Source organism: Roseomonas sp. GC11 (genome assembly GCF_024437745.1).
Lineage (GTDB): Bacteria > Pseudomonadota > Alphaproteobacteria > Acetobacterales > Acetobacteraceae > Pseudoroseomonas.
In genome coordinates, this window is the sequence record NZ_JANFNY010000043.1 from 1 (window position 1) to 18,566 (window position 18,566).

An 18,566-nucleotide genomic window follows, 5' to 3' on the forward strand; every position below is an offset into this window, starting at 1 on the left:
GCCCGCGGGGCGGTGGCGGCCGGGGCGGCCCCGCGGGCCATGGCGGATCGGGCCGGGGCGGTGGCCGTGGCCCCGGTGGGGGGAATCCCGGCGGGGGAGGGGCTGGCGGCCGCCCGCCGCGCAACCCGACGCGCGCCGCCGCCCTCGCCCTGCTGACCGCCGTGCTGGAGCGCCACCGCGGGCTGGAGGAGGCGCTGGACGCCCTGCCCCCCGCCGAGGCGCGCGACCGTGCCGCCGCCCACCGCATCGCCGCCGCCGTGCTGCGCCGCCTGGGCAGCCTCGATGCCGTGCTGGAACCCTCCCTGCGCCGCGAGCCGCCGCCGGAGGTGACCCAGGCCCTGCGCATCGGCGCCGCCGAGCTGCTGCTGCTCGACACGCCCCCCCACGCGGCGGTGGCGAGCTGCGTGGACCTCGTGCCGCGCCCCTTCGCCGGGCTGGTCAACGCCGTGCTGCGCAAGGTCGCCGCCGCCGGCCCCGCCGCGCTGGAGGAGCTGGATGGCGAGCGGCTGGACACCCCCGGCTGGCTCTGGTCCGCCTGGCATGGCGCCTATGGCCCGGCGGTGCGCGCCATCGCCCGCGCCCACCGCCTGCCGGCGCCGCTCGACCTCTCGCTGAAGCCCGGCACCCCCGCGCCCGAGGGCGCGCTGATGCTGCCCACCGGCACCGCCCGCTTCCCCGCCGGCACCCGCATCACCGAACTGCCCTGCTTCATCGAAGGCGCGGCCTGGGCGCAGGATGCCGCCGCCGCCCTGCCGGCCCGGCTGCTCGGCGTGGCACCGGGGATGCGCGTGGCCGATCTCTGCGCCGCGCCCGGTGGCAAGACGGCGCAGCTCGCCGCCGCCGGCGCCCGCGTCACGGCGGTGGAACGCGACGCCACCCGCCTCGCCCGCCTGCGCGAGAACATGGCCCGCCTCGGGCTGGAGGTCGAAGCCGTCCAGGCCGATATCGCCGAATGGGAGCCGGGCACGCGCTTCGACGCCATCCTGCTCGACGCGCCATGCAGCGCCACCGGGACCATGCGGCGCCACCCGGACGTGCCGCATCTGAAGCGGCCGGGGGATATCGCCACCCTGGCCGGACTCCAGCGCCAGCTTTTCGCCGCCGCCGCGCGGCTGCTGGCACCGGGCGGGCGCCTCGTCTTCGCCACCTGCTCGCTCCAGCCGGAAGAAGGCGAGGCCCAGGCCGCGCAGCCGCCCGCCGGGCTGCTGCCAGACCCCATCCGGCCGGAGGAAGTGCCTGGGCTGGAACACGCGCTGTCGCCGCAGGGATGGCTGCGCACACGCCCCGATCTCTGGGGCGAGCAGGGCGGGATGGACGGCTTCTTCGTCGCCCGCTTCCGCGCCGGATAACACCCTCTTGGGGAGGCTCCGCCTCCCCAAACCCCTCCGCCGGGGGGACAGGGTCCCCCCGGACCCCGCCGCCCGGGGGGAACCAAACATGGGGGAAAAACCGAAATGGCGAGTTCTGCACGGCCTCGCGCGTCTCGAATTGATGCATTCGCCTCTGTGGCGAACCGCAGGAAGGAAATTTCATTTCCTGCGCGCGAGGCGCCCGGCTAAATCCTTACCATTTCTGACTCTCCCCCTCCTGGCGCAGCTTGTCCCGCTTCTGGCCAAAAGGCATAACGATACTCGTGACACGCCCGGTCAAAATCGCTCCGTCCCTGCTGGCCGCCGATTTCGCGCGGCTGGGCGAGGAAGTCGCCGCCATCGACGCCGCCGGTGCCGACTGGCTCCACCTGGACATCATGGATGGGCACTTCGTGCCCAACATCAGCTTCGGCCCCGCCGTGGTGAAGGCCCTGCGCCGCCACAGCCGGATGTGCTTCGATGTCCACCTGATGATCGCCCCCGTCGATCCCTACCTCGCCGCCTTCGCGGAAGCGGGGGCGGAGCGCATCAGCCTGCATGGGGAGGCGGGCCCGCATCTGCACCGCTCGCTCCAGGCCATCCGCGCCCTTGGCGTCTCGCCCGGCGTGGTGCTGAACCCGGGCACCCCCGCCGCCGCCATCGAGCCGGTGCTGGACCTCGTGGACCTCATCCTGGTGATGACGGTGAACCCGGGCTTCGGCGGGCAGAGCTTCATCGAGAGCCAGTTGCCCAAGATCGCCACCCTGCGCCGCATGATCGACGCCACCGGCCGCGACATCGCCCTCCAGGTCGATGGCGGGGTGACGGCGAAGACCGCCCCCGCCTGCATCGCCGCCGGCGCCGATGTGCTGGTGGCCGGCACGGCGGTCTTCGGCGCGCCCGATTATGCCCAGGCCATCAAGACCCTGCGCGGAGGCGCCGGCTGATGTCGGAATGGCTGCGCGGCGCCCGCAAGGTCATCGCCGGTCTGCGGCCGGTCAAGGTGCCGGAAGCCCCGGCCCGTGCCTTCCGCGACCTCTGGCCCGGCGACGCGACGCGCGGCCACCGCCTGCTGCGCGGGGAATGCGAGGTCTGCGGCACCACCCGCCCGCTCTCCCCCGCCGAGGAAGGCGGCCAGGGCTGGGGGGAGGGCAGCGGCTCCGCCGTCTGGCGCGCCGCCGTCCATGGCTTTTCCTGGCTGCGCGACCTGCGCGCCCTCGGCACCGATGGCGCCCGCCTGCGCGCCCGCGACCTGACGGCCGACTGGCTGGCCCAGGGCTGTGAGCAGCCCATCGCCGCCGCGCCGGAGGTGGCGGGCGCCCGCCTCTCCGCCTGGCTCGGCCACTGGGACTTCCTGGCCGCCACCGCCGAGGATGGCTTCCGCCGCGCCCTCATGGTGCGGCTGGCGCAGGATGCGCGGCTGCTCGTCGCCACCCTGCCGGCCGAGGCGCGGCACCGCGGCGGCCTCGCCGCGCTGAAGGGGGCCCTCGCCGCTTCCGTGGCACTCGGGGAGGAATCCTGGGTCGCCCGCTGCCTGCGCGTCCTGCCGCAGGAGATCGAGCGCCAGATCCTGCCCGATGGCGCCCATGTCGAGCGCAGCCCGGGCCAGCTCCTGCTTGCCGTGCAGGACCTGATCGAGATCCGCAACCTGCTGCACGGCGCCGGGCTGGAGGCGCCGCCGCACCTCGCCCTGGCGCTGGACCGCGCCGCCCCGGCGCTGCGCCTCTTCCGCCATGGCGATGGTGGCCTCGCCCTGTTCAACGGCACGCGCGACGAGGGCGCCGCCCTGGTGGACCTCGTGCTGACCCAGGGCCAGGCGCGCGGCCGCGCCCCCCTGATCCTGCCCGAGGCCGGGTTCCAGCGCCTCCAGGCCGGGCGCACCCTGGTCATCGTCGATTGCGGCCCGCCGCCCGAGGGCCGCGCCACCGCCGGCAGCGGCGGGCTGCCGCGCCAGCCGGACCGTTTCCACCATGCCGGCACCCTCGCCTTCGAGATGTCGGTGGGGCGGGACCGGCTGATCGTCAATTGCGGCGCCGCCCCGGCCGCCGAAGGCGCGTGGCGCGACGCGCTGCGCGCCACCGCCGCGCATTCCACCCTCATCCTCGACGAGACGAACAGCAGCGAGCTGCGCGAGGAAGGCCTCGGCCGCCGCCCCGAATCGGTGGAGGCCGAGCGCCAGGAAGCCAATGGCGCGCAATGGCTCGACTCCAGCCATGACGGCTACAAGCGCGGCTTCGGCGCGCTGCACCGCCGCCGCCTCTACCTCTCCGAATCGGGCGACGACCTGCGCGGTGAGGATTCCGTCGAGGCGGAGGAGATCCCCGCCTATGTCGTGCGCTTCCACCTCCACCCCGGCGTGGTGGCCAGCCCGCAGCAGGAGGACAATGCCGTCCTGCTCCGCCTGCCCTCCGGCGCCTCCTGGCGCCTGCGCGCCAGCCGCGCCCGCCTCGCGGTGGAGGAAAGCGTCTTCATGGCCGGCGAACCCCGCCGCACCTCCCAGGTCGTCCTCACCGCCGAGCCGGGAACCCCCTCCGTCCAGTGGGCCCTGAGCCGCGTCAACCTCCCCAACCCCTCCAACCCCGACGATTGATTTTTTTCGGGCTGCCGCTCCCGGGTTGGGAGGTGGGGCGCGGGAAGGCGGGCGTGGCGCCGGTGGTACCCGTTGCACCGCGGGCGCCAGCCCTCCCTGCTCCCGCCGGTCTGCTCCCTGGGGCCCGAGCGCCCCGGTGCGGGAGAGCACCCGTCGTCTTGGCCCTGAGCGGCAGCTGAAAGAAACGGCAGCTGGAAAAAAATGAAGGTGGCGCAGGTTTGCAATGTGGATTTCGCCATGCGGCACTTCGTGCTGCCGGTCATGCGCGGGGCGCGGGACCGGGGGCATGAGGTGGTCGGGCTTTGTGCCGAGGGGCCTTTGCTCGACGTGCCGCGGGCGGAGGGGTTCCGCATCATTCCGGTGCCGATGGCGCGCAGCCTGAACCCGCTGGCGCAGGCGCGGGCCTTTGCCGCGCTGCTGCGGGTGTTCCGGGAGGAGGGGTTCGACCTCGTCCACGCGCATATGCCGATTTCCGGCCTGCTGGCGCGGGCGGCGGCGAAGGCGGCGGGGGTGCCGCGCATCGCCTATACCGGCCATGGCTTCCTGTTCAACCAGCCGGGGCCGGGGTGGCGGCGGGGCCTGTCGCTCGGGCTGGAATGGCTGGGCGGGCGGGCCACCGATGTCTTCCTGACGGTCAGCGAGGAGGAGGCGGCGGATGCCCGGCGCCTTGGCATCGCGCGCGGGGCGGTGGGCATTGGCAATGGGCGGGACCCGGCGCGCTTCCGCCCCGATCCGGCGGCGCGCGCCGCGCTGCGGGCGGAGCTGGGCGCGGCGGAGGGGGAATGCGTCGTCGTCATCGTCTCGCGCCTGGTGCGGCACAAGGGGCACCCGGAGCTGCTGCGGGCGATGGAGGCGGTGCCGGATGCCACGCTCTGGGTGGTGGGGGAGCGCCTGCCCACCGACCACGGCCCCGACATGGCGGAGGATTTCGCCCGCGCCCGGCGGGAACTTGGCCCGCGCCTGAGGCTGCTGGGCTACCGCACCGATGTGGCGCGGCTGCTGGCGGCGGCGGATGTCTTCTGCCTGCCCAGCCATTTCGAGGGCCTGCCGATGTCCGTCATCGAGGCGATGCTGACCGGGCTGCCGGTGGTGGCGACCGACATCCGTGGCCCGCGTGAGCAGGTGGTGCCGGGCGAGACGGGTTTCCTGGTCCCCCCCCTGACGGTGGACCCCCTGGCCGAGTCCCTGCGCGCCCTGTCCGGTGATGCCGCGCTGCGCGCCCGCATGGGCGCGGCGGGCCGCGCCCGCGCCGTGGAGCGCTTCGACGAGGCGCGCATCATCGGCCGCACCCTGGACCTGCTGGGCCTCTGATTTTTTTCTTTCAGGCTGCCGCTGTCTCCCGGCGAGGCGGGACGCTGTTTCGGGTTGCTGCGGTTTCCCGGCGAGGCGGGACGCTGACTGAAAAAAGTTTTTTGGTTCTTTTTTTCAAAAAAGAACATTCTTTACAAAATTCACTAAAAACAAAGCCCTTGTGTTTTTCTGTTCTCATGCCGCAACCATGGTGTAGCCTTCCCGGCGTGGCAGGGAGGCATGTGCCATGCGCGAGAAGATGCTGTTCGAACGCCGGGGGGTGATCACCTATGCCCCGGCCAACCGCTCGGCCCAGGCGTTTCTCTGGGGCCACCGGGCGTTGCTGGTGGTGCTGGTCGGGCTGGTTTCCTACGGCCATGGCGCGCAGGACCAGGGGATCTACCTGGGGGCCATGGGCGCCATCATCCTGTCCTTCTTCCTCTATGTGCTGATCGCCCGGCGCTTCCTGCTGCATTGAGGCCGGGCGGCGGCGTCACTCCACCCCGCCGGCTTCCGGCCCGGCCAGGGCGAGGTCGCGCAGCGTCTCCAGCGCGTCCCGCAGGGCGGCGTCCTCCGGCGCGGCGAGGGCGAGGCGCACGGCATCCGGCGCGTGCCCTGGCCCCACGGCGAATTCCGCCGCGGGCGAGACGGCGATGCGCCGGCGCGCCGCCGCCGCCACGAAGGTTTCCGCCCGCCAGGGCCGGGGCAGTTCCAGCCAGAGATGGTAGGCATTGGGCCCGCCGCGCAGGCTCAGCCCGCCCTCGCCGGCTAGGATGCGCCGCGCCAGGGCGTTGCGGGCGCGGGCATGGGCGCGCTTGCGGGTGACCAGCTCCGCCACCTGCCCGCCCTGCATCCAGAGGGTGCTGCAGGCCAGGGCGATGCCGGAGGCCATCCACCCGCCCAGGCGGAGCGCCGGGGCCAGCCGGTGCCGCAGCGCCGGCGGCACCACCAGGAAGCCCAGCGTCACCCCGGGTGCGACGCGCTTGGACAGGCTGTCCACCATCACCACCCGCTCTGGCGCCAGGGCGGCCAGGGGCGGGCTCTCCTCCTCCTCCAGGAAGGCATAGACGGCATCTTCCACCGCGATGAGGTCCAGCTCCCGCAGCATGGCGGCGAGTTCGGCGCGGCGCGCGGCGGGCATGGTCATGCCCAGCGGGTTGTGCAGCGCCGTCTGCACATAGACCAGCTTCAGCGGGTGCGCGCGGTGGGCGGCCCGCAGCGCATCCGGCCGCATCCCGTGCTCGTCCATCGCCACCGGCACGGTTTGCAGGCCGAGGCGCGGCGCCATGCTGCGGGCCATGCTGTAGGTCACCGCCTCGAAGCCGATGCGCTCCCCCGGCGCCACCAGCCCGGTGAAGACGGTGGCCAGTGCCTGGTGCCCGCGCCCGGCGAAGAGGATGCGTTCCGGCTCCGGCTGCCAGCCGCCGCGCGCCAGCAGGAGGGCGGCGGCGGCGCGGGCCTCGGGCGTGCCGCGCGTGTCGGCGCGCTGCAGGGCTTCGGTCAGTGCCTGAGGCTCGGCCAGCTGGCGCAGGGCGGGGGTGAGCAGCGGCGCCTGGTCGGGCAGCACGCAGAAATTCACCTCCAGGTCCACCACGCTGCTGCCGGCCACCTCGCGGGCCGGCAGGGCGGGCAGGGGCGCGGCCCCGAGGGGGCTGCCAAAGGCCACCCCCAGCGTGGAGGTGGCGCCAGGGGCGGCGCCGTGGGCAGCGCTGCCGGGAGTGCCCTCGGTGGTGCCCTGGGTGGTGCCCTGGGCGGTGCCGGTGAGGGCCGTGGAGCGCAGGAAGGTGCCGCGCCCGACCTCCCCCACCGCCACGCCGCGCCGCACCAGCTCGGCATAGACGCGGCTGGCGGTGGAGGGGGCGATGCCCTGGCGGTGGGCGTAGTCGCGGCTGGGCGGCAGCCGCTCCCCCGGGCGGCGGCGGCCGGCGGCGAGATCCGCCGCCAGATCGGCGGCATAGCGGTCGGCGAGGAGGCGGAAATCCGTCATGCGGAGAATTGTACCGAGTGCAATTCTCCGGTTGAAGCATTTTTTGCGCCGCGCCATGAATTGCTCCGACAGGAACGCTGGAAGTACGACCATGTATGTCGGAGCAATTTACGTTGGACCTCAGAGCAATCGCCGCCCCCGCACGGTCTGGGAACGGTGGCTGGCCCGGCTGGAACTCTGGGCCCGCAACCGCGCCACGCGCGCGGCGCTGCGCGACCTGACGCCCGAGCAGCTGCGCGACATCGGCGTGACCGGGGTGCAAGCCCGCTTCGAATCCTGCCGCCACTTCTGGGACTGAGAGAAAACCGCCATGGTCGCGCGCCGCTACGTCACCCTCGACGTCTTCACCGACACCCGCTTCGGCGGCAACCCGCTGGCCGTGGTGCTGGAGGCGGAAGGCCTCTCCGATGCCGCGATGCAGGCCATCGCGCGGGAGTTCAACTACTCCGAGACCACCTTCGTCCTGCCGCCGGAGAACCCGGCCCATACGGCGCGGGTGCGCATCTTCACGCCTGAGGAGGAGATTCCCTTCGCCGGGCATCCGAATGTCGGCACCGCCGTGGCGCTTGCCCGGCGCCCCGGCGCGGCGCAGGCGGAGAGCTATACCTTTGAGGAGAAGGCGGGCCTCGTGCCCGTGCGGCTGCTGCGCCAGGGCGGCGCCGTGGTGGGGGCGGAACTCGCGGCGCCCGAGCCCTTCAGCCTGGAGCCGGTGCCCGATGCGGCGCTGATCGCCCGCTGCCTCTCCCTGGCGCCGGAGGAGATCGCGGCGCCGCCGGCCCTGCCCTCGGTGGGGCTGCCCTTCTGCGTGGTGGAGTTGTGCGATACCGGTGCCCTCGGCCGCGCCCAGGCCGACCCGGCGGCCTTCGCCGCGCTGCGCCTGCCCGCCGGGCGCCGCGCCATCTATGCCTGCGTGCCGGAAGGGCCGGAGGGGCTGCACGCCCGCTGCTTCATCCGCGGCGCCTATGAGGACCCGGCCACCGGCAGCGCCACCGCCGCCGCCACGGCGTGGTGGCTGCACCGGCGGGGGGGCGATTCCCTCACGCTCCGGGTGCGCCAGGGGGAGGCGATGGGGCGGCCCAGCCTGCTGCTCGCCCGGGCGGAGCGGGTCAGTGGGGAAATTCGGGCCTGGGTGGGGGGAAGCTGCGTGTCCGTGATGGAAGGGGTGATAGAAAACTGAAAAAACTTCTTTTTCTGAAGAAAAAGAAGCAAAAAGACTTTGTCAGTTTGTCAGGGTGACCGCGCGGCGCACGGCGCGGCCAAACCGGGCGGCGATCTCGGCGATCTCCTCCTCCGTCGCGATGTAGGGGGGCGCCAGGATCGCGTGGTCACCCAGCCGGCCATCCAGCGTGCCATTCATCGGGTAGCAGGCGAGGCCCTCCTCCAGGGCCGCGTCGCGCACCCGCTCATGGATCGCCAGGGCAGGGGGGAAGGGCGTCTTATCGGCGCGGCTGGCCACCAGCTCCACCGCCCAGAACAGGCCGCGCCCACGGATCTCGCCCACATGCGGGTGGTTGCCGAGGGTATGGGTCAGGGCGTCTTCCAGCTGGGCGCCGCGCTGCGCCACGCGCGCCACCAGCCCTTCCTCCGCGATCACCTGCTGCACGGCCAGGGCGGCGGCGCAGGCCACGGGGTGCGCCTGGTAGGTGTGGCCGTGCCTGAACACGCCCGAGCCGTCGCGCAGCGCCGCCACCACCCGGCCCGAGACCAGGATGCCGCCGATCGGCTGGTAGCCGCCGCCCAGCCCCTTGGCGATCACCTGGATGTCGGGCGTGATGCCCTCCTGCTCCCAGGCGTGCAGCGTGCCGGTGCGGCCCATGCCGCACATCACCTCGTCGAGGATCAGCAGCGCGCCGTGGCGGTCGCACACCGCGCGCATCGCCCGGAAATAGCCCGGCAGCGCGGCGACGCAGCCCAGCGTGGCCCCCACCACCGTCTCCGCGATGAAGGCCATCACCGTGCCGGGGCCGAGGCGCTGAAACGTCTCTTCCAGTTCGGCGGCGAGGCGGGCGACATAGGCGGCATCATCCTCCCCCTCCGCCCGCCCGCGATAGGGGTAGCAGGCCGAGACATGGCTGAAGGCACCGGCCAGCAGCGGGTCATAGGGCGCGCGGCGCATGGCGTTGCCGCCCGCCGCCAGCGCGCCCAGTGTGTTGCCGTGGTAGCTCTGCCGCCGGGCGATGACGCGGTGGCGCTCCGGCTGGCCGATCTCCAGGACATACTGCCGCGCCATTTTCAGCGCCGCTTCCGTGCCCTCGCTGCCCGAGGAGACGAAATAGGCATGGGTCAAGCCCCCTGGCGCCTGCCCGACGAGATGGTCCGCCAGCGCCTCCGCGCTCTCGCAGCTATAGAGGCTGGTATGGGCGTAGCAGAGCCGTTCCATCTGCGCGCGCATGGCCTCGACCACGCGCGGGTGGCCGTGCCCCAGGCAGGCGACCGCGGCCCCGCCTGACCCGTCGATCACGTCGCGCCCGAGCGAATCCCTGAGCCAGATGCCCTGCCCCGAAACCGCCAGGGGCGGGTCCTGCCGCAGGCTGCGATGGACGAGGTGGCTCATGGATCACGCCTTTGCCGGATCTGCCGCGCAGCCTGCGGCAGGACCCGCCCGCGAACAAGCCGTGCTTCCCCACCCCCCTGCTGTCTGAAAAAGTTTTTTGGTTCTTTTTTCCAAAAAAGAACTCTTTTCCTTGCCCTCACGGCTGGCAGCGCGTGGCGACGACGCGGCAGATGGCGTTGCGGTGGCGGAGGCGGCAATCGGCCAGGGCCTCGCGGTCGGCATCGGCGGGGGTTGGCCCGCTGCCGGTGGTGGAGAGCACGACGAGGTAGGTGCTGGGGTCGTCGGTCAGCATGATGCCGCGCGGTGTCACCCCTTGCGCGACGGCGCCGCAGCGGTCCTGGAATTCCAGCCCCAGGCGGCAGGGCGTGCCATCGGTGCCCTTGCACTGGCTTTCGGCGAGGCGGTGGGCGGTGATGCGGTCCATCCCGGCGACCAGCCCGTAGCGGGGCGATGGCGGCGCGGCGAGGTAGATGGCGCCGACGCGGCTCGTCGTGGCGGCGCCGGGGAGTGGCGTGCCGGGGGGGGGCACGCCCCGGCTGGCATTGGCGCGGGGCGGCGGGGGTGGGCGCAGCGAGGGCAGGTTGCGCCGCCCTTCCAGCGCCTGGCAGCGCATCAGGCAGGTCTGCACGCTTTGCGGGTTGTCGGCGCGGCGGGGCAGGGTGGCGCCGCACTGCCCCCGGCAGGCCTGGCTGTCCGGCGGTGGCTCCGCGGCGGTGCCCGGGCCCGCGGCCAGGGTCAAGGGCAGCAAAGCCAGCAAAAACCATCGCCGCATGCCGTTTTCTTCTCTTGGCGTCTCACAGGGGAGCGCAGCTTGCATGGCGTGGGCCTGGCCGTCCACCGGGTATGGCGTGGCCGGGCGTGCTATAGGCCCGGCATGGCCCGCCCCACCGCGCGCGCGGCGCAGCCGGCCCCGCCCGCCTCCGCCGCCCGCCCCACCACCCGCCCCGCCACCCGCTCTGCCTCCCGCTGGGCGGATCGCCGCCCCGAGGCCGCGCCGCCGCCGCGCCGGCGCGGGCTGTTCGGCCGCGTGCTGCGGGCCCTGCCGGTGCTGCTGGTCTGGGGCGTCTTCGCGCTGGGCGGCGCGCTGGCCTTCTTCGCCTGGGACCTGCCGCGCCCGGAGGCCGCCCTGGCCACCACCCGCCGCCCCTCCGTCACGCTGGAGGCGGCGGATGGCCGGCTGCTCTCCACCAGCGGCGACCTCTATGGCGAGACGGTGCGGCTGTCCGACCTGCCACCCTCTCTCCCCGCCGCGCTGATGGCGGTGGAGGACCGGCGCTTCCGCAGCCATTTCGGGCTGGACCCGCAGGGGCTGGCGCGCGCGGCGGTGGCGAACTGGCGCGCCGGGCGGGTGGTGCAGGGCGGTTCCACCCTGACGCAGCAGCTGGCCAAGAACCTCTTCCTGACGCCGGAGCGCAACCTGCGGCGCAAGGTGCAGGAGGCGCTGCTGGCGCTCTGGCTGGAGTGGCGCTTCACCAAGGACCAGCTGCTGGAGATCTACCTGAACCGCGTCTATCTCGGCGCCGGGGCCTATGGGGTGGATGCGGCAGCGCGGCTTTATTTCGGCGTGCCGGCGGCGCGGCTGGCGCTGTGGCAGGCGGCGATCCTGGCCGGGCTGCCCAAGGCGCCCTCCCGCCTCAACCCGCGCGCCGCGCCGGATGCGGCGATGCGCCGGGGGGCCGATGTGCTGGACGCCATGGCCGATGCCGGCCTGCTCACCCCGCGCCGCGCCGCCGAGGAGAAGGAGCGCATGCGCCTGCCGCCGCGCCCCTCCGGCGATGCCGGGTGGTTCGCCGACTGGGTGCAGGATGATCTGGCGGAGGATTATCCCGGCACGGGGGATCTCGTGCTGCGCACCACGCTGGACCTGCGGGCGCAGGCGGTGGTGGAGTCGCGGCTGGAGGCGCTGCTGGCCGGGCCGGGGCAGGCGGCGCATGCGGGGCAGGGGGCGGTGGTGGTGCTCGCCGCCGAGGATGGCGCGGTGCGCGCCATGGCTGGCGGGCGCGGCTACCGGCAGAGCCCCTTCAACCGCGCCACCACGGCGCGGCGGCAGCCCGGTTCCGCCTTCAAGCCCTTCGCCTATCTGGCGGCGCTGGAGCATGGCGCGGCGCCGGGGGACATGGTGGCGGACACGCCGCTGACGCTTGGCCGCTGGTCCCCCGGCAATGGCCACTGGCGGGCGCGCGGCGAGATCACGCTGGAGGAGGCGCTGGCCCACAGCGTCAACACCGCCGCCGTGCGGGTGATGATGCTGGGCGGCGGCCCGCGCGCCATGGCGGAGGTGGCGCGGCGCCTCGGCGTTTCCGGAAGCTTCCCGGAGAATGCCTCGCTGGCGCTGGGCACGGCGGAGGTGACGCTGCTCGACATGACGGCGGCCTATGCCGCCTTCGCCAATGGCGGCTGGCGCGTCACCCCCTATGGCGTGGCGCGGGCGGAGGCGGAGGGGCGCGTGCTGGCCGTGCCGCGCACCGCGCCGCAGCGCGTGCTGGCGCCGGAGCAGGTGGTGGCGATGCGCCGCATGCTGGGCGCCGTGGTGCGCCAGGGCACCGGCCGCGCCGCCGCCGTGCCGGGGCAGGCGGTGGCCGGCAAGACCGGCACGACGCAGGATTTCCGCGATGCCTGGTTCATCGGCTTCACGGACACCCTGGTCATCGGCATCTGGCTGGGCAATGACGATGGCAGCCCGATGGACAGCGTGAGCGGCGGCAACCTGCCGGCCCGGCTGTTCCATGACATCCTGGAGGAGCTTCGCCCATGACCGATGCCCCCGCCGCCGGCAATGCCCCGGATAGCAAGGCCGCCGGGCATCTCTTCGCCCTGGCGCGGCCGATGCAGCATGCGCTGAACAACCTGTTCATGGTGTTGCAGGCCAATCTGGATTCGGTGCTCGCCAGCCTGCCGCCGGAGGACAGGGCGGCGGTGCGGCTGCAGCGCGCCAGCCAGGGGGCGAAGGATATGGAGGCGCTGCTGCGTGCCTATCTGCGCATCGGCCGGCCGGCGGAGCAGTCACCGCTGGATTCGGGGAAGTTCCTCGATGCGGTGCGGCCGGTGCTGGCCCAGGCGGCGGGCAAGCCCCTGCCGGTGGAGAAGCGCGCCACCGCCACCATCGTCCCGCCGCGCCCGGCGGTGGATGTGGCGCTGATCGACCTCGCCTTCTGCGCCCGTGCCCTGCCCACCGGGGTGAAGCCCGCCCTGGTGCTCGATGGCGCCACCCTCATCGCCAACTGGGCGGCGAGCGAGGCCGTGGTGGAAAGCCTGGAGGCGCTCGGCCTCAGCGTCGCGCGCGGGGAAGAGGAAACCCGGGTGACGCTGGTGTGAGGCGTGTTCCGGGGGCTCCGCCCCCGTACCCCCGCCGGGGGGACAGGGTCCCCCCGGACCCCGCCATCAGTTGTGTACCAACGGAACGCGGGGTCCGGGGTGGCCGTGCCACCCCGGCGGAGGGGTCTGGGGAGGCAGCGCCTCCCCAGAGAGTCTTCTTTTCGTTTGGGGAGGCGGAGCCTCCCCAGGAGAGGGCTGCTCAGTCCTTCTCCCAGGCCATGACATGGAACCAGGGGGCGCCGCGGTAGCGCGCGGCGCGCTCCGGGTCGCCGCCCCAGGGGGCGGGCTCGGCGAAGTGGCGCAGGCGCAGGCCCTGCTCCAGCAGCGCGGCCATGTAGTCCTGCATCGGGCGGTGCCAGTTGCGGATGCGGATGCCGCGCCAGCCCACCCATTCCGCCCGTGCCTCCAGGTAGCGATCGACGCGCAGATGCTCCGCCCCGCTGGCGTCGCGGATGCGGTGTTCCGGCGCGGCGGCGGTCAGGAAGGGATTCAGGTTGGCGATCACCAACTGCCCGCCCGGTGCCAGCACCCGGGCCATTTCGGCCACGGCGCCGCGCAGGTCGGGGATGTCGATCAGCGTCAGGTAGCTGATGACGCGGTCGAAGCTGGCATCGGGGAAATCCAGCGCCTCGGCGCGGCCGGTGCGGTAATCGCCTTCCGGGTCGCGGGCGCGGGCGGTGGCGAGGAGCGCCGCCGTCGGGTCGATGCCGGTGGCGGCGGTGCCGCGGGCGCGCAGCAGGCGGCAGAAGCGCCCCTCGCCGCAGCCGACATCCAGCGCGCGGCGCGCCCCGGCGCAGAGCGCCAGCATGGGCCGGTCCAGCACCCATTCGCGGGCATAGTCCCCGGCCTCGCCCATATCGGCGATCCAGGCCGCCGCCGATTCGTCCCAGCCATCCGTCATGCCTCGCCCCTTCCCCGCCGCGGAAGGGCGGCAGGGAGCACCGGCGCGGCGCCGTGTCAAAGCGTCTGTGGTGACACTTCCATGGCGGCGAGGGTGGCGCGGGAGAGGGGCGTGTCGTCGCAGAGCTGGAAGACGATGTCGAAGTGGTTGGAGCCGGGCGGCGCCACCACGGTGTGGGTGGGGCAGCCGGCCAGGGCGCAGAAAGCCGCGTGGTCATGCGTCTGGCGCTTGAATTCGGCGGTCTCGGTATCGGCCACGCTGTGCACCACGGGGATGGGGGCGGGGGGCGGCAGCAGCAGGGGGGAGTTGCGCTGCGCGGCGGCCTCGTCCAGCGCCATCCAGTCATTGACGTGGCAGAGGCGGATGGGCTCCAGGTCGAAGAGGCCGGAGAGCAGGGTGGCGCCGGCCACCGGGCGCGGCGGCAGGCCGAAGGCGGCGGGCCAGTCCCCCCCCGCGATCAGCATCCCCGCCAGGTGCCCGCCCGCCGAGCTGCCCGAGACGTGGATGCGCGCCGGGTCGCCGCCATGCCGGGCGATGTTGGCATGGATCCAGGCGAGGGCGGCGCGGCACTGGCGGGTGATCTCGTCGAGCGTCACGCCGGGGGCGAGGGCGTAGTTCACCGCGACGACGCAGACGCCGCGCGCCGTCATGTAGGGCGCCATGAAGCCGGAATCGGCGGCATCGAGCAGCCGCCAGTAACCGCCATGGATGAAGACGAAAACCGGCGCCGGCCCCGGCGTGGCCGCTGGATAGACATCGAGCCGCTCGGCTCCGGTCGGCCCGTAGGGGATATCGAGGTGGCAGGCCAGGGTGGCGCGGGCGTGGTCGGTGCGGCCGCGGTATTCGGCGATGATGGGGCCGATATCGGGCACGGTGGCGCGCGCATTGTATTCGCGGTCGAGCGTGGCGCGGTCCATGCCGCGATAGAGGGTGGTCATCGGGGGGGGCCTCTTTCTGGTGGCTGGAAAGCTTGAGGGGGCTTTGCCCCCTCAAACACCCCCATTCTTTCCCTTGAGCAGGGGGCGGGGTCCCCTGCACCCGCCATCAGGGGGGATTCACGGATGGGTTTCCAAAGGCCTCAGGCCTTTGGTGGGGAGAGTTTGAGAGGGGCGAAGCCCCTCTCAAGACCGCGCGCTGCCTCAGACGCCGATCCAGCGCCGCACGGCCTCGGCATTCTCCTGGAGCTGCGCGCTGGTGCCGCTCCAGACGGTGCGGCCTTTTTCCAGCACGTGGTGCCGGTCCGCCAGCCGCGTCAGCGCCGCCAGATTCTTGTCGATGACCAGGATGGCCTGCCCTGCCTGCTTCAGCGTGGCGAGGGTGTTCCAGATTTCCGCGCGGATGACGGGGGCCAGCCCCTCGGTGGCCTCGTCGAGGATGAGCAGATGCGGGTTGGTCATCAGCGCGCGGCCGATGGCGAGCATCTGCTGCTCCCCGCCCGAGAGGGTGCGGGCGGATTGCGCCGCGCGCTCCTCCAGCCGGGGGAAGAGGGCGTAGAGGCGCGGCAGGGTCCAGGGCGTGGCGTGTGCCGCGCGGTTGGCGGCGGTGGCCACGAGGTTCTCGCGCACGGAGAGGGTGGGGAAGACCTGCCGCCCCTCCGGTACCAGGCCGATGCCGCGGCGGGCGATGGCCTCGGGCGGCTGCCCCACCAGGGCGGCGCCGCGAAAGCCGACATGGCCGCCGCGCGGCGGGTTCAGCCCCATGATGGCGCGCACCGTCGTGGTCTTGCCCATGCCGTTGCGGCCGAGCAGTGTGACGACCTCGCCCTCCCGCACGGTGAGATCGACGCCGAAGAGCACTTCGCTCGCGCCGTAGCCGGCGCGCAGGCCGGAGACCTCCAGCATCAGACGGCATCCTCCTCGCTCAGATAGGCGGCGCGCACCTCGGGGTTGGCGCGGATCTCCGCCGCCGTGCCGGTGGCGATGCAGCGGCCATAGACGAGGACCGAGATGCGGTCGGCCAGGGCGAAGACTGCCTCCATGTCGTGCTCGACGAGGAGGATGGCGACCTGCCCCTTCAGGCGTTGCAGCGTCTCGGTCATGGCGCGGGATTCGCTGGGGCCGAGGCCGGCCATCGGCTCGTCCAGCACCAGCAGGCGGGGCTGGGCGGCGAGGGCCACGGCCAGCTCGATCTGCTTGCGCTCGCCGGCGGAGAGATCGGCCACCGGCAGGTCCCAGCGCGCCGGGGGCAGGCCCGCCTCCACCAGCAGCAGCCGCGCCGGGTGGCGCAGGCTCTCATCGCGCGTGGCATCGGCCCAGAAGCGGAAGGAATGGCCCTGACGCGCCTGCACGGCCAGGGCCACATTGTCCTCCGCCGTGGCGGCGTCGAGCAGCTGCACGATCTGGAAGCTGCGCGAGAGGCCGAGGCGCACGCGGCGGGCGGCGGGGGTGCGGGTGATGTCGCGCCCCTCGAAGAGGATGCGGCCGGAATCGGGGGCGATCTCGCCGGTGATCTGGCCGATGGCGGTGGTCTTGCCGGCGCCGTTGGGGCCGATCAGCGCGTGCAGCTCGCCGGGCAGGACGGTGAGGGAGAGGCCATCGGTGGCGCGCAGCCCGCCGAAGCTCTTGCGGAGATCGTCGAGGGTGAGGAGCGGTGTCATGCCGGCAGCACCCGGCGCAGCAGCGCCATCAGCCCGCCGCGCCCGAAGAGGACGACGAGGAGGAGGATGGGGCCGAGGATGATCTGCCAGTTCTCCGTCCAGGCGGAGAGGATGGATTCCAGCCCGACCAGCGCGGCGGCGCCGAAGACGGGGCCGAGCAGCGTGCCGACGCCGCCGAGGATGACCATGATCATCAGCTCGCCCGACTTGGTCCAGTGCAGCATGTCGGGGCTGACGAAGCGGGCCTGGTTGACCATCAGCGCCCCGGCCAGGGCGGTGCCCATGCCGGAGAGGATGAAGCCCGCCAGCTTGTAGGGGTAGGGCGTGAGGCCGAGGGCGCGCAGCCGCCGCTCATTCTGCCGGGCGCCGGCCAGCACCTGGCCGAAGCGGGAGCGGGTGACGCGGCGCAGCAGGGCGAGCCAGCCCACCAGCAGCCCGAGGCAGAGCCAGTAGAGCTGCGCCGGGTCGCGCAGCGAGAGGCCGGGGAATTCGCCCTGGCGGCGCACGCTCAGCCCGTCATCCCCGCCATAGGCCTTCAGCGAGACGAAGAGGAAGAAGAGCATCTGCGCGAAGGCGAGGGTGATCATGATGAACTGCACGCCGCTGGTGCGCAGGCTGAGCGCGCCGATGGCCGCCGCGGCGAGGCCGCCCAGCCCCACCGCCGCCAGCAGGGTGAGGGGCAGCGAGACGGTGCCGGGCAGGATGCCGAGGAGCGGCTCCTGCCACGACCAGTGGGCGTAGAGGATGCCGACGGCATAGCCGCCGAGGCCGAAGAAGGCGGCGTGGCCGAAGCTGACCATGCCGCCCTGGCCGAGCGCGAGGTTCAGCGCGCTGGCGGCGAGGGCGTAGATGGCGATGCGGGTGGCCAGGGCGATGCCGGCCGGGTTGCCCGCCGCCTCGGCCAGCCAGGGCAGGGCGATGGCGAGGGCGAGCAGCAGGGTGAGGGCCACCGCGTCCCGTGAGGGCAGGCGGGAACGCAGGCGGTTACGCATGGGCGGGGAAGAGCCCGCGCGGGCGCAGCAGCAGCACCACGGCCATCAGCAGATAGACTCCCATCGAGGCGAGGCCGGCGGCGAGGGCATCGGCATCCGGCCCCTGCATCACGCCGCGCAGCGCGGCGGGGAGATAGGCCCGCAGCAGCGTATCCACCAGCCCGACCAGCACGGCCCCGGCCAGGGCGCCGCGCACCGAGCCGATGCCGCCGATGACGACGACGACAAAGGTCATGATGAGGATCTGTTCCCCCATGCCGACCTGCACGGAGAAGATCGGCCCGGCCATCAGCCCGGCGAGGCCGGCGAGCAGCGCGCCGAGGCCGAAGACCAGGGTATAGAGCAGGCGGATATCGACGCCGAGGGCGCGCACCATCTCGCGGTGGGTGGCGCCGGCGCGCACCAGCATGCCGGTGCGGGTGCGCTGGATGAGCAGGTAGAGCCCCGCCGCCACCAGCAGCCCGACGGCGATGATGGCGAGGCGGTAGGCGGGGTAGGGCAGGCCCGGCGCCAGCTCGACCGCGCCGCGCAGGGCAGCGGGTATTTCGACGAAGAGCGGCTGGCGGCCGAAGAGCAGGACCATGCCCTGGTTGAAGAAGAGGATGAGCCCGAAGGTGGCCAGCACCTGGTCCAGGTGGTCGCGCGCGTAGAGGCGGCGCAGGACGAGGAGTTCCACCGCCATGCCGGTGAGGGCGGCGGCGGCCAGCCCCGCCGCCAGCGCCGCCAGGGCCGAGCCTGTTTTGGTGGCGACCCAGGCCGAGGCGAAGGCGCCCACCATGTAGAGCGAGCCGTGGGCGAGGTTGATGACGCCCATGATGCCGAAGACCAGCGTCAGCCCCGCCGCGAGCAGGAACAACATGACGCCGAGCTGCAGGCCGTTGAGGAGCTGCTCCAGCAGCAGGCCCATGCGGTTCTCCGAAGCCTGCCGGCGGACAGCGTCCGCCGGCCCTGACAGACAGGAAGGGGGTGCGGGGGAATACTTTCCCCCGCCG

The 18,566-nt window shown here is 73.2% G+C and carries 18 protein-coding genes; 9 read left to right on the forward strand and 9 right to left on the reverse strand.

Features of this window, described 5'->3' with window-relative positions; all coding sequences use genetic code 11:
• From NON00_RS14270 to NON00_RS14290, 5 genes are all read left to right on the forward strand, one after another.
• Positions 1-1,349: RsmB/NOP family class I SAM-dependent RNA methyltransferase (locus NON00_RS14270; RefSeq protein WP_370688721.1), on the forward strand; the 1,349-nt coding region annotated here is incomplete at its 5' end.
• Between the two features lie 284 nt (positions 1,350-1,633).
• Positions 1,634-2,296, forward strand: coding sequence for a ribulose-phosphate 3-epimerase (gene rpe, locus NON00_RS14275; protein WP_256022280.1), 663 nt, complete (start codon positions 1,634-1,636; stop codon positions 2,294-2,296).
• Complete coding sequence (locus NON00_RS14280; protein ID WP_256022281.1) at positions 2,296-3,939, forward strand: heparinase II/III family protein; 1,644 nt, start codon at positions 2,296-2,298, stop codon at positions 3,937-3,939. Before rpe ends, NON00_RS14280 begins: the two co-directional genes overlap by 1 nt.
• Before the next feature lie 201 nt (positions 3,940-4,140).
• On the forward strand, positions 4,141-5,250 hold the full coding sequence (locus NON00_RS14285) for a glycosyltransferase family 4 protein (RefSeq protein WP_256022282.1): 1,110 nt from the start codon (positions 4,141-4,143) through the stop codon (positions 5,248-5,250).
• A gap of 226 nt (positions 5,251-5,476) precedes the next feature.
• Positions 5,477-5,707, forward strand: coding sequence for a hypothetical protein (locus NON00_RS14290; protein ID WP_256022283.1), 231 nt, complete (start codon positions 5,477-5,479; stop codon positions 5,705-5,707).
• Positions 5,708-5,722: 15 nt separating this feature from the next.
• Here the strand turns inward: NON00_RS14290 and NON00_RS14295 are convergent, their stop codons facing one another.
• Positions 5,723-7,216, reverse strand: a complete 1,494-nt coding sequence (locus NON00_RS14295) for a PLP-dependent aminotransferase family protein (protein WP_256022284.1) — start codon at positions 7,214-7,216, stop codon at positions 5,723-5,725.
• 91 nt (positions 7,217-7,307) lie between these two features.
• Between NON00_RS14295 and NON00_RS14300 the strand changes: the two genes are divergently transcribed.
• Both NON00_RS14300 and NON00_RS14305 read left to right on the forward strand, forming a co-directional pair.
• A complete protein-coding gene (locus NON00_RS14300) occupies positions 7,308-7,514 on the forward strand; it encodes a DUF1127 domain-containing protein (RefSeq protein WP_256022285.1) in 207 nt (68 codons plus the stop codon).
• Positions 7,515-7,526: 12 nt separating this feature from the next.
• Positions 7,527-8,393 (forward strand): PhzF family phenazine biosynthesis protein, encoded by an 867-nt coding sequence (locus tag NON00_RS14305; protein WP_256022287.1) that lies wholly within the window; start codon positions 7,527-7,529, stop codon positions 8,391-8,393.
• A 42-nt stretch (positions 8,394-8,435) separates the two neighbouring features.
• On the opposite strand, the gene NON00_RS14310 is transcribed toward NON00_RS14305, so the two are convergent.
• The gene (locus NON00_RS14310; protein WP_256022288.1) at positions 8,436-9,770 is read right to left on the reverse strand and encodes an aspartate aminotransferase family protein; all 1,335 of its coding nucleotides are present in this window, start codon (positions 9,768-9,770) and stop codon (positions 8,436-8,438) included.
• 136 nt (positions 9,771-9,906) lie between these two features.
• Positions 9,907-10,542 carry a DUF4189 domain-containing protein gene (locus NON00_RS14315; RefSeq protein ID WP_256022290.1) on the reverse strand — a complete coding sequence of 212 codons (636 nt, stop codon included), beginning with the start codon at positions 10,540-10,542 and terminating at the stop codon, positions 9,907-9,909.
• Between the two features lie 102 nt (positions 10,543-10,644).
• Between NON00_RS14315 and NON00_RS14320 the strand changes: the two genes are divergently transcribed.
• Both NON00_RS14320 and NON00_RS14325 read left to right on the forward strand, forming a co-directional pair.
• Positions 10,645-12,525, forward strand: coding sequence for a transglycosylase domain-containing protein (locus tag NON00_RS14320; protein ID WP_256022291.1), 1,881 nt, complete (start codon positions 10,645-10,647; stop codon positions 12,523-12,525).
• Positions 12,522-13,085 (forward strand): hypothetical protein, encoded by a 564-nt coding sequence (locus NON00_RS14325; RefSeq protein WP_256022292.1) that lies wholly within the window; start codon positions 12,522-12,524, stop codon positions 13,083-13,085. Before NON00_RS14320 ends, NON00_RS14325 begins: the two co-directional genes overlap by 4 nt.
• Before the next feature lie 199 nt (positions 13,086-13,284).
• On the opposite strand, the gene NON00_RS14330 is transcribed toward NON00_RS14325, so the two are convergent.
• The 6 genes from NON00_RS14330 to NON00_RS14355 all read right to left on the reverse strand — a co-directional run bounded on the left by NON00_RS14330 (position 13,285) and on the right by NON00_RS14355 (position 18,481).
• A complete protein-coding gene (locus NON00_RS14330; protein ID WP_256022294.1) occupies positions 13,285-13,986 on the reverse strand; it encodes a class I SAM-dependent methyltransferase in 702 nt (233 codons plus the stop codon).
• 56 nt (positions 13,987-14,042) lie between these two features.
• A complete protein-coding gene (locus NON00_RS14335) occupies positions 14,043-14,924 on the reverse strand; it encodes an alpha/beta hydrolase (protein ID WP_256022296.1) in 882 nt (293 codons plus the stop codon).
• A 201-nt stretch (positions 14,925-15,125) separates the two neighbouring features.
• Entirely contained in the window at positions 15,126-15,827 is a 702-nt protein-coding gene (locus tag NON00_RS14340; RefSeq protein WP_256022297.1) for an ABC transporter ATP-binding protein, read from the reverse strand.
• Positions 15,827-16,582, reverse strand: coding sequence for an ABC transporter ATP-binding protein (locus NON00_RS14345; RefSeq protein WP_256022298.1), 756 nt, complete (start codon positions 16,580-16,582; stop codon positions 15,827-15,829). Before NON00_RS14345 ends, NON00_RS14340 begins: the two co-directional genes overlap by 1 nt.
• Positions 16,579-17,574, reverse strand: coding sequence for a branched-chain amino acid ABC transporter permease (locus tag NON00_RS14350; protein ID WP_256022299.1), 996 nt, complete (start codon positions 17,572-17,574; stop codon positions 16,579-16,581). Before NON00_RS14350 ends, NON00_RS14345 begins: the two co-directional genes overlap by 4 nt.
• The gene (locus NON00_RS14355) at positions 17,567-18,481 is read right to left on the reverse strand and encodes a branched-chain amino acid ABC transporter permease (RefSeq protein ID WP_256022300.1); all 915 of its coding nucleotides are present in this window, start codon (positions 18,479-18,481) and stop codon (positions 17,567-17,569) included. The genes NON00_RS14350 and NON00_RS14355 overlap by 8 nt, the downstream gene beginning before the upstream one ends.
• Positions 18,482-18,566: the final 85 nt, after the last annotated feature.

Bases quoted from the DNA above. Each gene is read 5' to 3' on its own strand.
- NON00_RS14320 (WP_256022291.1), top strand. From the start codon at position 10,645: ATGGCCCGCCCCACCGCGCGCGCGGCGCAGCCGGCCCCGCCCGCCTCC.
- NON00_RS14350 (WP_256022299.1), bottom strand. From the start codon at position 17,574: ATGCGTAACCGCCTGCGTTCCCGCCTGCCCTCACGGGACGCGGTGGCC.
- NON00_RS14285 (WP_256022282.1), top strand. From the start codon at position 4,141: ATGAAGGTGGCGCAGGTTTGCAATGTGGATTTCGCCATGCGGCACTTC.
- NON00_RS14330 (WP_256022294.1), bottom strand. From the start codon at position 13,986: ATGACGGATGGCTGGGACGAATCGGCGGCGGCCTGGATCGCCGATATG.
- NON00_RS14290 (WP_256022283.1), top strand. From the start codon at position 5,477: ATGCGCGAGAAGATGCTGTTCGAACGCCGGGGGGTGATCACCTATGCC.
- NON00_RS14300 (WP_256022285.1), top strand. From the start codon at position 7,308: ATGTATGTCGGAGCAATTTACGTTGGACCTCAGAGCAATCGCCGCCCC.
- NON00_RS14315 (WP_256022290.1), bottom strand. From the start codon at position 10,542: ATGCGGCGATGGTTTTTGCTGGCTTTGCTGCCCTTGACCCTGGCCGCG.
- NON00_RS14340 (WP_256022297.1), bottom strand. From the start codon at position 15,827: ATGCTGGAGGTCTCCGGCCTGCGCGCCGGCTACGGCGCGAGCGAAGTG.
- NON00_RS14335 (WP_256022296.1), bottom strand. From the start codon at position 14,924: ATGACCACCCTCTATCGCGGCATGGACCGCGCCACGCTCGACCGCGAA.
- NON00_RS14295 (WP_256022284.1), bottom strand. From the start codon at position 7,216: ATGACGGATTTCCGCCTCCTCGCCGACCGCTATGCCGCCGATCTGGCG.
- NON00_RS14280 (WP_256022281.1), top strand. From the start codon at position 2,296: ATGTCGGAATGGCTGCGCGGCGCCCGCAAGGTCATCGCCGGTCTGCGG.
- NON00_RS14305 (WP_256022287.1), top strand. From the start codon at position 7,527: ATGGTCGCGCGCCGCTACGTCACCCTCGACGTCTTCACCGACACCCGC.
- NON00_RS14355 (WP_256022300.1), bottom strand. From the start codon at position 18,481: ATGGGCCTGCTGCTGGAGCAGCTCCTCAACGGCCTGCAGCTCGGCGTC.
- NON00_RS14310 (WP_256022288.1), bottom strand. From the start codon at position 9,770: ATGAGCCACCTCGTCCATCGCAGCCTGCGGCAGGACCCGCCCCTGGCG.
- NON00_RS14345 (WP_256022298.1), bottom strand. From the start codon at position 16,582: ATGACACCGCTCCTCACCCTCGACGATCTCCGCAAGAGCTTCGGCGGG.
- NON00_RS14325 (WP_256022292.1), top strand. From the start codon at position 12,522: ATGACCGATGCCCCCGCCGCCGGCAATGCCCCGGATAGCAAGGCCGCC.